At 68.9% G+C, this 15,027-nt stretch carries 15 protein-coding genes; 5 read left to right on the forward strand and 10 right to left on the reverse strand.

What is annotated here, in order from left to right; genetic code table 11:
* Positions 1 to 565: 565 nt before the first annotated feature.
* Positions 566 to 952 carry a hypothetical protein gene (locus ENSA7_RS22245; RefSeq protein ID WP_106091337.1) on the reverse strand — a complete coding sequence of 129 codons (387 nt, stop codon included), beginning with the start codon at positions 950 to 952 and terminating at the stop codon, positions 566 to 568.
* Between the two features lie 37 nt (positions 953 to 989).
* A complete protein-coding gene (locus ENSA7_RS44035) occupies positions 990 to 1,712 on the reverse strand; it encodes a hypothetical protein (protein ID WP_181233996.1) in 723 nt (240 codons plus the stop codon).
* Between the two features lie 253 nt (positions 1,713 to 1,965).
* Between ENSA7_RS44035 and ENSA7_RS22255 the strand changes: the two genes are divergently transcribed.
* The 3 genes from ENSA7_RS22255 (at position 1,966) to ENSA7_RS22265 (ending at position 4,507) form a co-directional block, all read left to right on the forward strand.
* Complete coding sequence (locus tag ENSA7_RS22255) at positions 1,966 to 2,463, forward strand: hypothetical protein (protein WP_106091338.1); 498 nt, start codon at positions 1,966 to 1,968, stop codon at positions 2,461 to 2,463.
* Positions 2,464 to 2,633: 170 nt separating this feature from the next.
* On the forward strand, positions 2,634 to 3,602 hold the full coding sequence (locus tag ENSA7_RS22260) for a PDZ domain-containing protein (protein WP_146157996.1): 969 nt from the start codon (positions 2,634 to 2,636) through the stop codon (positions 3,600 to 3,602).
* Positions 3,603 to 3,733: 131 nt separating this feature from the next.
* Positions 3,734 to 4,507 carry a creatininase family protein gene (locus ENSA7_RS22265; RefSeq protein WP_181233997.1) on the forward strand — a complete coding sequence of 258 codons (774 nt, stop codon included), beginning with the start codon at positions 3,734 to 3,736 and terminating at the stop codon, positions 4,505 to 4,507.
* Here the strand turns inward: ENSA7_RS22265 and ENSA7_RS22270 are convergent.
* The 3 genes from ENSA7_RS22270 to pyrF are packed head-to-tail and all read right to left on the reverse strand — an operon-like array spanning position 4,496 to position 6,805.
* On the reverse strand, positions 4,496 to 5,545 hold the full coding sequence (locus ENSA7_RS22270; protein ID WP_106091341.1) for a GntG family PLP-dependent aldolase: 1,050 nt from the start codon (positions 5,543 to 5,545) through the stop codon (positions 4,496 to 4,498). The genes ENSA7_RS22265 and ENSA7_RS22270 overlap by 12 nt on opposite strands.
* The gene (locus tag ENSA7_RS22275) at positions 5,542 to 6,081 is read right to left on the reverse strand and encodes a CopD family protein (RefSeq protein WP_106091342.1); all 540 of its coding nucleotides are present in this window, start codon (positions 6,079 to 6,081) and stop codon (positions 5,542 to 5,544) included. Before ENSA7_RS22275 ends, ENSA7_RS22270 begins: the two co-directional genes overlap by 4 nt.
* 16 nt (positions 6,082 to 6,097) lie before the next feature.
* Entirely contained in the window at positions 6,098 to 6,805 is a 708-nt protein-coding gene (pyrF, locus tag ENSA7_RS42440; RefSeq protein WP_146157998.1) for an orotidine-5'-phosphate decarboxylase, read from the reverse strand.
* Positions 6,806 to 6,808: 3 nt separating this feature from the next.
* On the opposite strand from pyrF, the gene ENSA7_RS22280 reads away from it, so the two are divergent.
* A complete protein-coding gene (locus tag ENSA7_RS22280; protein ID WP_181233998.1) occupies positions 6,809 to 8,014 on the forward strand; it encodes a serine hydrolase domain-containing protein in 1,206 nt (401 codons plus the stop codon).
* An 82-nt stretch (positions 8,015 to 8,096) separates the two neighbouring features.
* On the opposite strand, the gene ENSA7_RS22285 is transcribed toward ENSA7_RS22280, so the two are convergent.
* Both ENSA7_RS22285 and ENSA7_RS44040 read right to left on the reverse strand, forming a co-directional pair.
* Positions 8,097 to 8,657 carry a ComEC/Rec2 family competence protein gene (locus tag ENSA7_RS22285; protein ID WP_106091344.1) on the reverse strand — a complete coding sequence of 187 codons (561 nt, stop codon included), beginning with the start codon at positions 8,655 to 8,657 and terminating at the stop codon, positions 8,097 to 8,099.
* A complete protein-coding gene (locus ENSA7_RS44040; RefSeq protein ID WP_106091345.1) occupies positions 8,611 to 8,973 on the reverse strand; it encodes a ComEC/Rec2 family competence protein in 363 nt (120 codons plus the stop codon). Before ENSA7_RS44040 ends, ENSA7_RS22285 begins: the two co-directional genes overlap by 47 nt.
* Positions 8,974 to 9,156: 183 nt before the next feature.
* Between ENSA7_RS44040 and ENSA7_RS22295 the strand changes: the two genes are divergently transcribed.
* Complete coding sequence (locus ENSA7_RS22295; RefSeq protein WP_181233999.1) at positions 9,157 to 11,490, forward strand: DUF4139 domain-containing protein; 2,334 nt, start codon at positions 9,157 to 9,159, stop codon at positions 11,488 to 11,490.
* A gap of 3 nt (positions 11,491 to 11,493) precedes the next feature.
* Here ENSA7_RS22295 and ENSA7_RS22300 read toward each other — a convergent pair whose 3' ends face one another.
* From ENSA7_RS22300 to ENSA7_RS22310, 3 genes are all read right to left on the reverse strand, one after another.
* Positions 11,494 to 12,153, reverse strand: a complete 660-nt coding sequence (locus ENSA7_RS22300) for a response regulator transcription factor (RefSeq protein ID WP_106091347.1) — start codon at positions 12,151 to 12,153, stop codon at positions 11,494 to 11,496.
* Positions 12,154 to 12,238: 85 nt separating this feature from the next.
* A complete protein-coding gene (locus tag ENSA7_RS22305; RefSeq protein WP_106091348.1) occupies positions 12,239 to 13,603 on the reverse strand; it encodes a sensor histidine kinase in 1,365 nt (454 codons plus the stop codon).
* Between the two features lie 27 nt (positions 13,604 to 13,630).
* Positions 13,631 to 14,827, reverse strand: coding sequence for an FHA domain-containing protein (locus ENSA7_RS22310; RefSeq protein WP_181234000.1), 1,197 nt, complete (start codon positions 14,825 to 14,827; stop codon positions 13,631 to 13,633).
* Positions 14,828 to 15,027 lie beyond the last annotated feature (200 nt).

Here is a 15,027-nt window from a genome sequence, read left to right on the forward strand (position 1 = left end):
GCGGTGGTGGTGGCGGAGGCGGCGGCGGCACGACCGGCGTCGACGCTTCCGTCGGCACGGATGTCACGCCCGGGATCAGCCCAGACGGAAGCCCCGGTCGCGCGCCCAAGCCCGGGCGGGCCCCGGTCGCCGCGGGCACCGACGTGCGCAACCCCGGTCAGCCCACGCCGAGCGTAGGCACGGGCACCGACGTCGCTGCGCCTGCGCCGACGCGCGCGCGCCCAGTCCCCACGCCGGTCGCCGCGAGTCGGACCGATGTTGCTGCGCCGTCGCGCGCACGCCCCGTTCCCTCCGCCGCTCCGAGTCCCGGTCGGGCGCCGATCGATGCGCGTCGGATCGAGCCGAGCAAGCCGCCGCGGGCCCCAGTCGCCTCGGCGCGCACGCCCAGCGCCAGCCCAGCGCGCGCTCGCGTGCCGCAGGTGCAGGTCCACTCGAGCTCCCCGAACTCGACGCGGGCGACCTACTCGCCGCCAACGGCCCGCCGGGCGCCTGCCCCGTCGCGGGCGGTCTCACGCAGCGTCGGGACCAATCCCAACCCGCGCCCGACCTCGAGTTCGTCGCCGACCTACCGCACGTATTCGCCGCCCGCGAACCACAACAACCCGCGGCCGTCGTCGTCGAGCCCGTCGCGTTCGTCGAGCCCGTCGCCGTCGTACTCTCCGCCGCGTTCGTCGAGCCCGTCGCCGTCGTACTCTCCGCCGCGTTCGTCGAGCCCGTCGCGTTCGTCGAGCCCGTCGCGTTCGTCGAGCCCGTCGTACTCCCCGTCGCGTTCGTCGAGCCCGTCGCGTTCGTCGAGCCCGTCGCGTTCGTCGAGCCCGTCGCGTTCGTCGAGCCCGTCGCGTTCGTCGAGCCCGTCGCGGTCATCGAGCCCGTCGCGGTCATCGAGCCCGTCGCGGTCATCGAGCCCGTCGCGTTCCCGCTGAGCGCTCCAAACAAAAAGACAGCCGGGCACAGCACCGGCTGTCTTTTTTGTTGGAGCGTCCGGCGGTCTAGAACCGACCGACCATCGCTACGCCACCGCCGCCGCCGGGCACCATGGTGGGCACGACCGCGGTCTCGGGGGCCCACCGCTCCCACTTCTTGTACTTGATGCGGTTGCCGACGCCGACGCCGAGCAGCAGCAGCCCGAGGCCCGTGGAGGCGACCGCGAGCGGGACCAAGAAGTCGCGCTGGGGGGCGAGCTTGCAGCTGAGCGCCGAGTCGAAGTCGCAGCGGGTGATCAAGATCGAGGTGACGATGAACCCGGCGCCCAGGCCAGTGACCAAGCCGCCGGTGATCAGCATGCCCTTGCCGTTCATGGGGTACTGGTCCTTGGGGCCCCAGGTCGGCTCGGCTGGGCGCATCGGACCTTCGGGGGTAATCGAGAGGTCGGCTTCCTCCTCTTCCTCCGCTTCGGACTCGTCGGACTCTTCTTCCTCGGGCTCGGGCTCTTCGACCTCGGGCTCTTCGACCTCGGGCTCTTCAAGCTCTTCGGGCGCTTCGACCTCGGGATCCTCGCCCGCTTCGCCGTCGGTGACACCCTCGGGCTCCTCACCCTCGACACCCTCGGGCTCCTCGCTCTCGTCCCCGACATCCTCTACCGGCTGCGGCTCCAGCGGCGCCGGAGCGGGCGCCGCGGCTGGGGCCGCGACTGCACCGTTGACCGGCGCGAGGGTCAACGCAGTGGCGAGCACGGAAGAGGTGATGCGGAGGCCGAGCTTGGTAGCGTTCATGGCGTTCGAGTCGCAGGCAATGTCCGACGCGTGCCGGCGAGTATGGTACGGCTGACGTCGCGTACACAACCCCTAGAGGCAGCCTCCCTTACGCAGCAGCTGCCAAGCACGGTGTGCCGGCGAACATACCCAACGCCACAGCCCATCTGCGCGCTGTCTGGCCACGATCGGGCTGAAATCTAGCTGCCGCCGTCCAGTGGATTGCGCGCCGCCCGGTGCTCGACAGTCCGAGCCATGATCGTAGACTCGCAAGATGCCGATGCTCGCTGACATCGATGATCCCCGGCCCTCGCGGGCTCGGGGATTCCTGATCGGGGCAGCGATCGCCGTGCCAGTCGGGCTGTTGTTCTGGTGGTTCGCCAGCAGCTGGCTCCCGGGCCTGATCCTCGGCAACGCGGTCGAGTATGACGCCCGCCTGCGCCAGGAAGACGCGTATATGCAGGCTGTGTGCGCGAACATGGACCTCGCGCGCGACCAGTCGCTGTGCGAGTGCGTGCTGGCGGTCGAGTACCCGTCGCTCGATTGCCGGCTGCCCTTCATGCACTGGAGCCTCGTGCAGATGGTCGACCAATGCAGCGACGAGGCGGTGTTCGAGCAGTCTCTGTCGTTTTGCTCGTGCGTGCGCAGCCTCGACGAGCAGCTCGGCGCGGTCGCGCCCGACACCAAGGAGGCCCGGCAGATCGTGCAGACCTACGCGGGCTGCACCGAGCTCGCGGACGCGCTGTTTTTGCCACCCGTCGGCGAGCTCTGACCCGCGCCCGCCCATGAGGCAGCACACGGCTTGGGGCCAAAGCCGCGTCGGGCGTGAAATCGCGGCGGTCCCACGCCGTTGACGCGGCGCGCTGGCGCGTCCTACATTCCGCGCCAATCGTGCTCGCCGACGTCGGCACCGACGCCGCGCGCGAGCCACCGAGGACCCCCATGCTGAAGAAACTCGTCACGGCCGCGCTGTTGTCCCTACCCCTGTTGCTCTCCACCGCGTGCGACGACGAGTTCACGGTCTCGTCCAAGGAGCTCAAGCCAGGTGGCCTGTATGTCACCTACGTCCAGCCGCAGGACTGCTCGGGCTGTGACGCGCTCAATCGTGGGGACCTGATCCAAGAGGTCGACGGCACCCCGGTCAAGACCACCGACGAGCTGCTGGCCAAGAACATCACCGACGGTCAGCCGCACAAGATCAAGTTCTTCGACAAGAGCGCCGACAACGAGCTCAAGGAGATCGAGATCACCGCCACGCCCAACAACTCGATGACGCCGGTCAAGGACGCGCCACCGGTCTGGACGGTCGGCGCCGACGAGCTCAACGAAGCGCCGAGCTGGGCGCGACGCCGCCTGTTTGGTCACGCCTCGCCGCAGCTGCTGCTCGTCAACTCCGACGGCGGCTTCGTCAACGGCCGCGACCTCTACGGCAAGAAGGTCCTGATGGTGTTCTTCGACTGGGCCGCGTCGTCGGATCGCCAAAACGGCGCGCTGTCGATGCAGGTGCTGCAAAAGGCCCAGGCCGACCTCAAGAACAAGGGCGTCGAGATCGTGTTCGCCCAGATCGCGCATCCGCAGCAACGCGAGATCGCGCCGATGAACGACACGGATCTGCGCAAGTTCTTCACCGACAACCAGGTCGGCCCGGCCGAGGGCGGTCCGCTGCCGCCCCCGCCCATGTACCGCATGCCCAACAAGACCGAGGACAACCCCACGCGGGTGCTCGGGCTCGAGGGCGCGTTCACGTACTACGAGGCGATCGGCGAGGCGCCGAACATCTTCCTGCTCGACGAGCACGGGATCATTCGCTGGCACTCGGCCGGCGTCACGCCGGACCCCGAAGGCAAGATCGCCGTCGACATGGTCTACACGATCAACGCTGCGGTGCTGTTCGCCCTCAATAGCCTGTGATTGGGTCGCGCTCGCCCTGGCTCGTCGCCCTGATGTTCGGGGCGGCGTTGCTGGGATGCCAGCCGGAGGAGCCGGCGCCAATCTCGAGTACGGGAGCCGCCGAGGTTGTCGAGCCTGTCGTGGAGAAACCGGTGGCCGAGGAGAGCAAGCCGGTCACGGCGGGGATCCTGCTGGGCGACAAGACCTGGCTCGAGGCCGAGCAGCTGCTCACGCCCGAGACCATCGTGGTGATCCCGCTCGGCGCCGCATCCAAGGAGCACGGGCCGCACCTGCGGCTCGACAACGACCTGACCCTGGCCAACTACTTCGCCGCGCGCGTGCTCGCGCAGGCCGAGGTCGTGATGTTGCCGACGGTCCCCTATCACTATTATCCAGCGTTCTCGGAGTACCCAGGGTCGACCACGCTGCGACTCGAGACCGCGCGGGATCTGATCGTCGACATCGTGCGCTCGGTCGCTCGGCACGGGCCGCGACGGTTTTATGTGGTCAACACGGGGGTCTCGACCAACCGTGCGCTCGAGCCCGCGGCCGCGCAGCTGCTGGCCGAGGACGGCGTGGTCCTGCGCTACACGGATCTGCTGCAGGTCGCGGGCCCGGTCGAGCGCGAGCTCGCGGACCAGCCAGGTGGCACCCACGCCGACGAGATCGAGACCTCGATGCTGCTCTACATCGCGCCGGACCGGGTCGACATGAGCCAGGCCGTGGCCGACTACCACCCGCGCGGGGATCGGGGCTGGCTGACGCGTGATCCCGACGGCGAGGGCACCTACTCGAAGACGGGGATCTGGGGCGACCCCACGCTCGCGACCCGGGCCAAGGGCGAGCGGGTCGTCGAGGCGATCGTCGCGGGCATGCTGGCCGACATCGAGGCCCTGCGCGACGCCGCGCTCGACTCAGACGATTGACGCGATCGCTGCCCGGATCCGCGAGATCGCTTCAGTGATCGTCGCGTCGTCGTGATGGCGGTTGGTGACCAGGCGAACGTGGCGGGGCGGCCGGTTGCTGGCGATCACGCCGTGCTCGGCGAACAGCTCGATGATCTGCTCGGTCGAGCGCCCGGTCGCCGCGTGGTCGACGTAGACCATGTTGGTCTCCACGGTCGTCATGTCGACGCTCAGGCCGGGGAGCTGCGCGAGCCCTTCGGCGAGCAGCCGCGCGCGTGCGTGATCCTGCGCGAGCCGATCGACCATGGTCTCGAGCGCGACGATCCCCGCCGCCGCGATGATGCCCGCCTGGCGCATGCCGCCGCCGAGCCGCCGCCGGACATGCCGCGCTTGCTCGATGAACGCCCCGTCACCGGCGAGCACCGAGCCGAGCGGGCAGCTCAGGCCCTTGGTCAGCGCAAACATGACCGAGTCGACCTTCGCGGTGTAGGTGGTCACGCTGACACCCGCCGCGATCGCTGCGTTGAAGATCCGGGCGCCGTCGAGGTGCACCGCCAGGCCGCGCGCGCGGGCCAGCTCGCACAGGCGATCGTGCAGCGCGACGGGGATCACCCGGCCGCCGCTGCGGTTGTGGGTGTTCTCCAGGCACAGCAAGCGCGGGGTCGGGTAGTGGATGTCACGCTCGCGGATCGCCGCGTCGACCCGCTCGGGGTCGAGCATGCCGGCCTCGCTGGCAACCGGCCACGGCATCAAGTGCGCCACGGAGCCGAGCGAGCCGACCTCGTAGTGGAAGATGTGCGAGTCGGCGTCGAGGATCACCTCGCTGCCGGCCGGGGCGTGGACGATCAGCGCGATCAGGTTGGCCATGTGGCCGCTGATCGCGAGCATGGCCGCGGGCTTGCCCATCGCGGCCGCGGCCATCGCCTCGAAGCGCTTGACGGTCGGGTCGGCGTCGTAGGTGTCGTCCCCGAGCTCGGCGCTGGCGATCGCCTGCAGCATCGCGGGCGTCGGCAGGGTCTGGGTGTCGCTGCGCAGGTTGATCGGCGCGGTCGAGTTCATTGGCGCTCACGCAATTTTTTGTAGGCCCGGATCCCGAGCATGAGGGACACCCCCAGAACCACCAGGCCGCCGACGCCCCACGCGATGCTCATCGCCGACTTGAACACGGCCAGAAACACGATCGCGACCATGAACATGGTCCCGATCTCGTTGAACATGCGCAGTCGCGCGCTGGTCCAGGTCGAGCGCTTGTCGGCTTGGCGACGGCGGATCGCGCCGCACCACAGCGTGTAGCCGATCAACCCAGCGAGCAGCGCAAACTTGATGTGCAGCCAGCCCGGGATCGCGCCCAGCCGGGCCAGGTGCACGACCATCGAGATCCCCCCGAGCAGCGTCAGGATCATCGCCGGGACCGTGATGATCTGCCACAGGCGCCGGGCCATGAGCTCGAGCTGTGGCTGCAGGATCTCGCGCTCGTGCTCGGGCCGCTGCCCCGCTTCGGCGTGATAGACAAACAGGCGCACGATGTAGAACAGCCCGGCGAACCAAGAGATGAACCCGACGATGTGCAGGGCCTTGGAGAGCGTGTAGTCCATGCGCTGCCAGCCAGCTCTAGCTCGGCAGGACCGAGGCGATCTCTTCTACGATCGCGTCGGCGGCCGCGGCGGGGTCGGGGGCGGTGTGGATCGGGCGGCCGACGACCAGGTGAGTGGCGCCCGCGGCGATCGCTTTTGCGGGGGTCATCACGCGCTTTTGATCACCGACGTCGGCGCCAGCGGGGCGGATCCCCGGCACGATCTTGAACAGATCGGGCGCGACCGCGACGACCGACTCCAGCTCCTGCCCGCTGCAGACGAGGCCCGCGCAGCCAGCCTCGGCGGCGGCCTGGGCCCGGATCTTCACGAGCTCGGCGGGGCTGCGGGTGTGCCCGGCCTCGCGGCAGGCCTGCGCGTCTTGGCTGGTCAGCACCGTGACCGCGAGGATCCCCGTGCTGTCCCCGGCCTGGTCCACGCACGCGCGCAGGTGGGCGATTCCCGAGCCGGCGTGCACGGTCACGAAGCGCGCGCCGAGGCTGCTCGCGCTGCGGATCGCTCCGGCCATCGTGTTGGGGATGTCGTGCAGCTTGAGATCCAGGAACAGCTCGAGCTCCGGGTGGCGCTCGCGGAGCTCGCGGACGATCCCCGGCCCCTCGGCGACAAACAGCTCGAGCCCGATCTTGAGCATGCCGACGTGGCCGGCGAGCCGGTCAGCGAGCGCCAGCGCGGACTGACGATCCGGGACATCGAGAGCGACGATCAAGCGCGAGCGGGCGGTGGACATTGGTTGGGAACGTATGAGATCGGGCCTGCGCTGGCCAGCGCTCTGGCCAAGCCCCAGTGGGTCCGGCAAGCTGCGTGGGTGGTCGGCCGCGAGTCCCTCGACCTGCTGCTGCGCGAGGCGGTCGCGGCTGGTGTCACGCCTGGGTGTGTGGCGCTGGTCTGGCGCGACCAGTCGCTGTGCTACGCGGGCGCCCACGGGGTGACCGCGCGGGTTGGGGCCGCTGAGCCGCGGCCGGTCAGCCTCGACACGATCTACGACCTCGCCTCGCTGACCAAGGTGCTGTGCACGACCACGCTGGTCGCTCGGGCGGTCGGGCTTGGCCAGCTGCGCCTCGACGACCGGCTGCCGCGCGGGCTCGAGATCGGCGAGTACCGGCCCACGCTGCAAGATCTGCTCGAGCACGCGAGCGGCCTGGTGGCGCACCGAGAATTCTTTCACGCGCCGTGGTCGCTGGGGATCGATCAGCGCGAGGCGCTGCTGGCGGCCGTACGCGTCGTGCCGCTCGCCGCGGCCCCGCGCGAGCGGGCGATCTACACGGATCTGGGCTTCTTGTTGCTCGGCGCCTGGCTCGAGCAGCTCGGGGGCGCGCGGCTGGATCGGTTGTTTGCGGAGCAGATCACGAGGCCGCTGGGGCTCGCGGACCTGGTGTTCTTTGGCGGCGCGACGCCGCTCGAGCGCGACGACGTCGCCGCGACCGAGGTCTACGACGCGCAGCTGCACGGCGGCGAGGCTCAAAACTGGTATGCGATCCGCGAAGCCGCGGGGCAGCCGGTCGCGCGGGGGCTGGTGCATGACGACAACTGTCTGGTCATGGGTGGTGTGGCTGGCCACGCCGGCTTGTTTGGCGCTGCGATGGGGGTCCTCGGCCTCGCGCGGGCGTGGCTCGAGCGCAGGATCCCTGGCCTCGACACCGACGCAGGCGCGCAGGTCTGGGAGGCCTTCACCACCCCCTCGACGGTCGCAGGATCCACGCGGCGGCTGGGCTTCGACGGCGTCAGCCCCGACGGCAGCGGCTCGACGGGGACGGCCCTCTCGGCTGGCGCGATCGGGCACCTCGGGTTTACCGGGACCAGCGTGTGGATCGACCCGGTGACGGCTGGGATCTATGTGCTGCTGAGCAACCGCGTGCACCCGACCCGCGACAACCCGCGGATCCGCGAGCTGCGTCGTGGCTTCCACGAGCTCGCGGCTCGACTGGCTGGCCCGTGAGCGGGCGTCGAGCCAGTCGACCACCGAGGACCCCTTCGGTCGTCGTCCGAGCGCCGAAGCTGTCTGCCGACCGTTGCACCCTTCAGTCGAGCGCTTGTTGGCACAGCGGCCCGTCAACACGCAAGAGCAGCTTGCTGTGCTCGGAACCAGCGCTCGGCTCGTGGTGCAGCTTCCCGCCAGCATCGATCCAGGCGACGACTGAACCAGCGCAGGGGACCTCTGTCGAGCGAGGCTTGCCGTCCTCGTCCCAGTGGCGGTAGGGAGGCTCGACCATCGTCGCCTGGTCCTTCATGGCTTCGCGCAGCTCGGGGGGGTTGTGGTGGCAGCGCGGCGTCAGCTGCGTGCAGATCAATCGACACTGTCCGCCTCGCCGGGCTGCGACGAGGTGCTCTGTCTGCGGGTGCTCGTAGCCATTGTTGGTGCCGACCGAAACGACGCTCAGCTTGGCATTCACAGCGGTGTACAGCTGCTCGTACTCCGTCCACTCAGTGCCCCCCTCCGTCGCGTGTCCGCAGTGATGGGGCACGCGGATCGCCTCTGCGCGCAGCAGCTCGGGGTTGCGTCCGTCGAGTCGCTCCCACGAGCCCAAGGGCGCGTCACCACCGATGAGGACTGCGCTGTCCCCACGCGTGATCCGCAGCACCGCAGACAGCATGTTTTTTTCCGGGCGCGGGATAGCGATCGAGCCCAAGGTAGACACGGTCGATCTCACTGGCGTGGTTGCGGAGAAAGCCGAGCATGCCGCGAATGTGATCAATGTCGAGGTGCGAGGCGATCACGTCACTGTTCTGAATCTCGTGATTGTTGATGAAGAGCTCGAGGACATACTGGTCCGCGACATCAAAGACGATCGCGCCGCCCTCGCCCTCGGGTGGGATGATGACCGAGCAATCTCCCTGGCCGACATCGAGGAAGTAGATACCAATGTCCCGAGAGTTCCGAGCGCTCGGCGAGCTCATCGACGGCCTCATCGAAGGCATCGGTGGTGCGCAGGCCGTCCATTCGTGTCGAGTGTACCCCGGCCCCTGGGAGCGAGCACCCGTGCTCGAGGCCCGGGCGATCCGCTGCTGGGGCCTGGGCGAGTGTCTGCAGCTTTCGCTGAAAACTCGGAGGCGCGCGCAGGACTCGATACCGTGCGCGCGATGCGATCCCTCCGTCCGCTCGCGCTGTGCGCCCTCCTCACTGTTCCTACCCTGTCTGCCTGCGCAGGGCGGACCCCCTATCCCAGCGTGACCGGCGACGCGCTGGAGCTCGACACGGTCGTGCTCTACCGCAACGGCGTCGGCTACTTCGAGCGCCGCGGCAAGGTCGACGGTGATCTGTTGCGCCTGCGGGTCCGCAAGGACCAGGTCAACGATCTGCTCAAGAGCCTGACGGTCGTCGACGAAGACGGCAAAGCCGTGAGCGTCTCGATGCCGCTGGATCCCCAGACCTGGGCGAGCGTGGCGATGGCGACGCTGGCCCCGGGCAACGGCTCGCTGCCAGCGGTGCTCGACTCGCTGCGCGGAACCGAGATCACCGCGCGCACCACTGGCCGCTACATCCGCGGGCGGATCGTGATGGTCGAGCGGATCATCAACGAGCCCGACCCCGAGCTGGGCAGCCTCGCGCGCGGCGGCGGCCCCGGCCAGACCGCCGACACCCGCGACTGGAAGCTGACCTTGCTCTCGCGCGGGCAGCTGGAGGTCGTGCGCCTGTCCAAGGTCAAGGGGATCACGCTGCACGACGGCGACTTGGCCATGCAGCTGCACCGCAGTCTCGACGCGTCGGCTGGCGAAGGCATGTTCGAGCAGGTCGACATCGAGATCCGCCTGGTCGACGCCCGCAGCCACCGGCTGGTGGTCAGCTATGTCGTGGGCTCGCCGATGTGGAAGCCGACCTATCGGGTCGTGCTGCCCAAGGACGCCAAGGGCGAGGCGCTGCTGCAGGGCTGGGCGGTCGTCGACAACATCTCGGGTGAGGACTGGGACGAGGTCTTGCTGAGCCTGACCTCGGGCGCGCCGATCTCGTTTCGCTATGACCTGCACACGCCGCGCGAGGTCTACCGGACCGACATGACCGCGAGCGCGGCCGACAAGCGGGCCGCGGTCGCGCTCGGCGAGACCAGCTGGGGCGACGAAGAAGAGCTGTACGCGGAGGAGCCGATGCCGGAGCCCGAGCCGGCCGCGGCCTACGACATGCCATCGGGGGGCGCCTACGACTTCGACGATGACATGATCGAGGGCGAGCTGCGTGAGGAGGGCAAGCGCGGTGGCCGAGCCGCTCCGCCGCCCAAGGCCAAGCCCAGCTCGGCGACCAGCAGCACCCGGTGGAAGAACGAGGCGGTCGGCAACAACCGCGACTTCACGTCCACCGTCGACGCGACCGGGATCGATGTCGACACCCTGCGCCGCAGCACCATGGCCTCGTCCCGCTCGCAGCGGATCTCTGGGCTCACCCGGGTCGACCTGCAGGATCCGGTGACCGTGCCCGACGGCACGTCGACCATGGTCGCGCTGATCAACGAGTCGGTGAAAGCCGAAGAGACCTTTCTGTTCAAGCCCGGCGGCGCGGGCTACGGCTACGAGGCCAACCCCTACCGGGTCGTGCGGTTCACCAACTCGACCGAGTACGTGCTCGAGCCCGGGCCGATCTCGATCTACTCCGGGGGCAGCTTCGTCGGCGAGGGCCTGTCCGAGGCCGTCGGCGCCGGGACCTCCGTGACGATCCCCTTCGCCGTCGAGACCGACGTGCTGGTGACCTCGTCCACCCAGTACAGCGGCCAAGAGATGACCGTGACCCGGATCGTCCGTGGCGTGCTCGAGGTCGAGAGCTTCTACCAGACCACCACGACCTGGGACGTGCGCGGGCCGGCCAAGCCCGATGGCTTCACGGTGTTGATCCGCCAGCCCCAGACCGGCTCGAACTACGAGCTGGCCGAGCGGCCCGAGGGCACCGAGGACCTCGAGGGTGCGTGGCTGATCCCGGTCGCGGTCGCGGCCAACCAGCGCAGCGCGACGATGAAAGTGGTCGAGCAGACCCCCTCGAAGATCAGCATTGCGATCTGGGATCAGCAGGCGCTCGCGCTGCTCGAGAAATTCCTGAGCGCCGACAACCTCGACGCGGCCGCGCGCAAGAAGCTGCAGCCGATCGTCGACATCCGCCGTGACATCGGCCGGATCGACACCGAGGTCGACGGCCTGCGCCGCCAGCAAGCCGAGCTCGAGCAGCGCGCGGATCAGACCCGCCGCAACCTCGACAGCATCAAGAAAGACGCCGCCGCCGGGTCCCTGCGCCAGAAGCTCAACAAGCGGCTCGAGGAGTTCTCGAGCGAGGCGGACGCCCGGGGTCGGCAGATCGTCGAGCTCGAGAGCAGGCGGCTCGAGAAGAAGATCGAGCTCGAAGACATGATCCAGGACCTGGATCTACGCGCCCCCATGACGCCCGGTAAGGACGGGCCCAAACCGAAACAGCCCGGGCCGAAGGCCGAGCAGTAGCGGCTACTCGGCGGTGACGAGCCCAAGCCGGATCGCCTGGCGGACCAGCCCGGCGACGTTGCGGCAGTCGAGCTTGGCCATGATCCGACCGCGGTGCCCCTCGATCGTCTTGACGCTCAAGTGCAGCTGCTTGGCGATCTCGGGGCTCGACTTGCCCTCGCCGACCAGGGTCAGGACCTCGCGCTCGCGCTTGGTCAGGCCGTCGCCGGGATCTTTGGTCTCGGCGGGGGTCTCGCCTCGGCTGTCGCGCAGCAGGATCATCGCGATCGCGGGCGAGAAGAACGCCTCGCCGCCGTCGACCGCCCGGATCGCCTTGACCAGATCCGACAGGCCCGAGCCCTTGAGCAAGTAGCCGCTCGCGCCCGCGCGGATCGCTGGGCGAACGTACTCCTCGCCGTCGTACATCGACAAGATCAGGACCTTGGGCGCGTCGGGCTTCTCGCGGATCTCACGGGTCGCGTCGACGCCGTTGAGCTTGGGCATGTTGAGGTCCATGACCACCACGCTGGGCTTCAGTCGAGCCGCCGCGTCGACCGCCTCACGCCCATCCGCGACCTCTCCGACGACCTCGAGATCCTCGGTCGCGGTCAGCAGCGCCTTGAGGCCTTCACGCACGATCGTGTGGTCTTCGGCCAAGAGCACGCGGATCGTCTTGTCGGGCATCGGGGCCAGGCTAGCACGACTGCGCGGCCGCATGTCGGGTGCCGCCCGTCGATCCGGGACTAGGGCGCCGCCAACCCAGCCGTGGTCAGGCGGTCTCGGTCTTGACCGGTAGCTCGACGTGGATCGACGCGCCCACACCTGGGGTCGCGCTGATCTCGATGGTCCCGCCGAGCAGCTCGACGCGCTCGCGCATGCCCTCGAGCCCGCGGCGGCCCTTGGCGCGGACCTTCTCGACGTCGAAGCCCTCACCATCGTCGGCGATCTCGATCGCAATGCGATCGTGGATCGAGCCGGCGTCGAGCCGGCGCAGGTAGATCTCCACGCAGTCGGCCTTGGCGTGGCGGGCGATGTTGGTCAGGCTCTCTTGCACGATCCGATACGCCGCGGTCTCGACCCCCGTGTCGACGCCGGGCCTGTCGAGATCCTCGAACGCGTAGTCGATCTCGACGCCGGTCCGCTCGGAGAAGTCGTCGCAGTGCCGCTCGACCGCGCCCTGCAGCCCGAGATCATCGAGGACCGCGGGCGCGAGCCGATCGACGACGCGACGGATCTCCTCGAGCGTCGAGTCGGCCAGCTGCATGGTTCGGGTCGCCATGGTCTTGGCGCTCGCGTTGCCGGCCAGCTCGGCGAGCAGCTGCAGGTTGATGCGGATCGCCGTGAGCGCCTGCCCGGCCGAGTCGTGGAGCTCGCGCGACAGCGATCGGCGCTCGGCCTCCTGCATCGCGACCGCGCGGCCCGACAGCTCGCGCAGGCGCTGCTCCTTGTCACGCACCTCCTCGAGCGCCTCTCGCAGCTGCGACGAGCGCACCGCGACCGTGGCTTCGAGGTTGGTGTTGAGGTGCTCGAGCGCGCCCTGTGACGCGTCAATTCGCTGCTCGGCCTCGATGATCGCCTTGAGCGGCAGCGCGTACATGACCCCGGCGAGCAGGGCCCCGAGCGCGGCGAAGCCCAGGAAGATCAGCGAGGCCTGCCGCTCGACGTCGCGGGAGGTCACGCCCACCCACACGCGCCCGACCTCGCGCTCGAGCTCGATCGGCTCCCAGTACCAGAGCAGCTTGCGATCCTCGGGGCCCGGCGGCGCCTGGCCCAGCTCGATCAGGCGCCCGTCCTCGTCGGTGAGATCGATCCGCACGATGCTCTGGTGCTGGGTCTGCAAGCTGACGTGACGCAGCAGCTTGGGCGCGTCGTAGCGCCACAGCACCGGCCGCTGTTGGGCCTCTTCGTGGATCAGCTCGGCGACCAGCTTGGCCGTGGAGCTCGCCCGCGTGCGGATCGTCTTGACGCCCATGCCCAGGTACACGAGCGGCGCCGAGATCGCGACGACGACCAACAAGAAGAACGCGAGGGGCCCGAGTCGAGCCGCGAGGTAGCGCTCGAGGTTCACCCCGACGCCAGCGAGCCCGCTCGCGTCGGTCTCGGCCTGGCCCCGATCCCGATCCCGATCCGTCACCCGGACACTCTACCCAGAATCGAGCTGCTACAGCTCGATTCCGAGGGGCCCGCAGATCTTCTCGAGCGTGGCCTTGTCCTTGGACGTCATCTTCGCGTAGGCGGCCTTGGCCTTGGACGCGCTGCCCATCTTGCACGCGGCCACGCCCATCAAGTTGAGCGCGTCGCCGCTCTGATTCTGGTCGTACGCGTCCTTGGCCAGGCTGTAGGCCTTCTTGTTGTCGCCCGTCATCGAGGCCTTGCGCGCCGCGGTCAGGGCCTCGCCGGGCGGGAGCTTGGGCTCGGCCGGCGGCTTGGGCTTGTCGTTGTTCTGCTTGGGCTTGTTGTTGGTCTTGGGCTTGGGCGCAGGCTCGGGATCCGGCTCGAGCTCGAGGTCTGGCTCGGCTGCGCCGGTCTCGGCCACGAGCTCGCCGCCGTCGTCCTCGGCGCCAGCATCGGTCGCCGCGGCAGCGCCAGCGTCGTCCGCCACTTCGGGGACCAGCTCGGGACCCGAGTCCGCGCCCGCGTCGGTGTTGGCGGCCGGCTCGGTCTTGCCGGCGGTGTCTTTGCTGCCCGCGTCGCCGGCGACTTCTTTCTTGTCGTCCTTGCCCTTGTCACCGGTCGTGCTGGCCCAGAAGATCCCGATGCCGATCACAGCCGCGAGCGCGCCGACGATGCCGATGATCAGCCCGGCCTTGTTCTTCTTCTCTTCTTGCTCGGCTGGCGGCTGCTGGTAGCCCTGCGCCGCGTAGCCGGCCTGCGGGTGGCCATGACCTGGGTGACCGGGATGACCCTGATGACCGGGATCGTGCTGCCCGGCCATCGGCGGAAACCCTGCGCCGCTGCGCATCGGCCCGAGATCCTCGACGGACATCGAGGGCAGATCGCTCGACGACGACATCGCGCCGTAGTTGTCGTTCGCGGCCCGCGGTCGCTCGATGTCGACCGTCTGGCGATCGACGTTGTCGGTCAGCGTGAGGTGGTAGTCCCCGATCTGGATCAGGTCGCTCTCACGCAGCTGCGTGGGCTGGTTGATCGGGACGCCGTTGACCTTGACCCCGTTGTAGGAGCCGAGGTCGTGGATCAGCCAGCCCTCGTCCTGGAAGATCAGCTTCGCGTGGCTGCGCGATACATTCTGCTCTGTGAGCTGAATTGTATTGTGCGGCCTACGTCCGATTGTCACTTCCTCGGTGCCGAGGTTGACGACGGTCGTAGCGCCTTCCAGATCTTCGATGATGAGCCTCACGGCCACCGCTCCTGTAGGCTATTGATCACGGCCTAAAACTGTCAAGTTGCTTGGGTGGGGGGAAGTAGGTGATCCCGCTAGATACCCGCGATCGTGTCGCAGGTGGGGTGTCACGAGGCTCGGCAATTTCAGCGTGGATCGCCCGCTCCGGGGGACGGTCCGCAGTTTGGGCCTCGGCGACGCTGCCGCTGACGACCGCG

Source organism: Enhygromyxa salina (assembly GCF_002994635.1).
GTDB lineage: Bacteria > Myxococcota_A > Polyangia > Nannocystales > Nannocystaceae > Plesiocystis > Plesiocystis salina_B.

What these genes read in the sequence shown, in the direction of transcription:
- pyrF (WP_146157998.1), bottom strand. Translation starts at nt 6,805, where the DNA reads ATGTCCACCGCCCGCTCGCGCTTGATCGTCGCTCTCGATGTCCCGGAT.
- ENSA7_RS22270 (WP_106091341.1), bottom strand. Translation starts at nt 5,545, where the DNA reads ATGAACTCGACCGCGCCGATCAACCTGCGCAGCGACACCCAGACCCTG.
- ENSA7_RS22255 (WP_106091338.1), top strand. Translation starts at nt 1,966, where the DNA reads ATGCCGATGCTCGCTGACATCGATGATCCCCGGCCCTCGCGGGCTCGG.
- ENSA7_RS44035 (WP_181233996.1), bottom strand. Translation starts at nt 1,712, where the DNA reads ATGAACGCTACCAAGCTCGGCCTCCGCATCACCTCTTCCGTGCTCGCC.
- ENSA7_RS22275 (WP_106091342.1), bottom strand. Translation starts at nt 6,081, where the DNA reads ATGGACTACACGCTCTCCAAGGCCCTGCACATCGTCGGGTTCATCTCT.
- ENSA7_RS22300 (WP_106091347.1), bottom strand. Translation starts at nt 12,153, where the DNA reads ATGCCCGACAAGACGATCCGCGTGCTCTTGGCCGAAGACCACACGATC.
- ENSA7_RS22295 (WP_181233999.1), top strand. Translation starts at nt 9,157, where the DNA reads ATGCGATCCCTCCGTCCGCTCGCGCTGTGCGCCCTCCTCACTGTTCCT.
- ENSA7_RS44040 (WP_106091345.1), bottom strand. Translation starts at nt 8,973, where the DNA reads ATGAGCTCGCCGAGCGCTCGGAACTCTCGGGACATTGGTATCTACTTC.
- ENSA7_RS22260 (WP_146157996.1), top strand. Translation starts at nt 2,634, where the DNA reads ATGCTGAAGAAACTCGTCACGGCCGCGCTGTTGTCCCTACCCCTGTTG.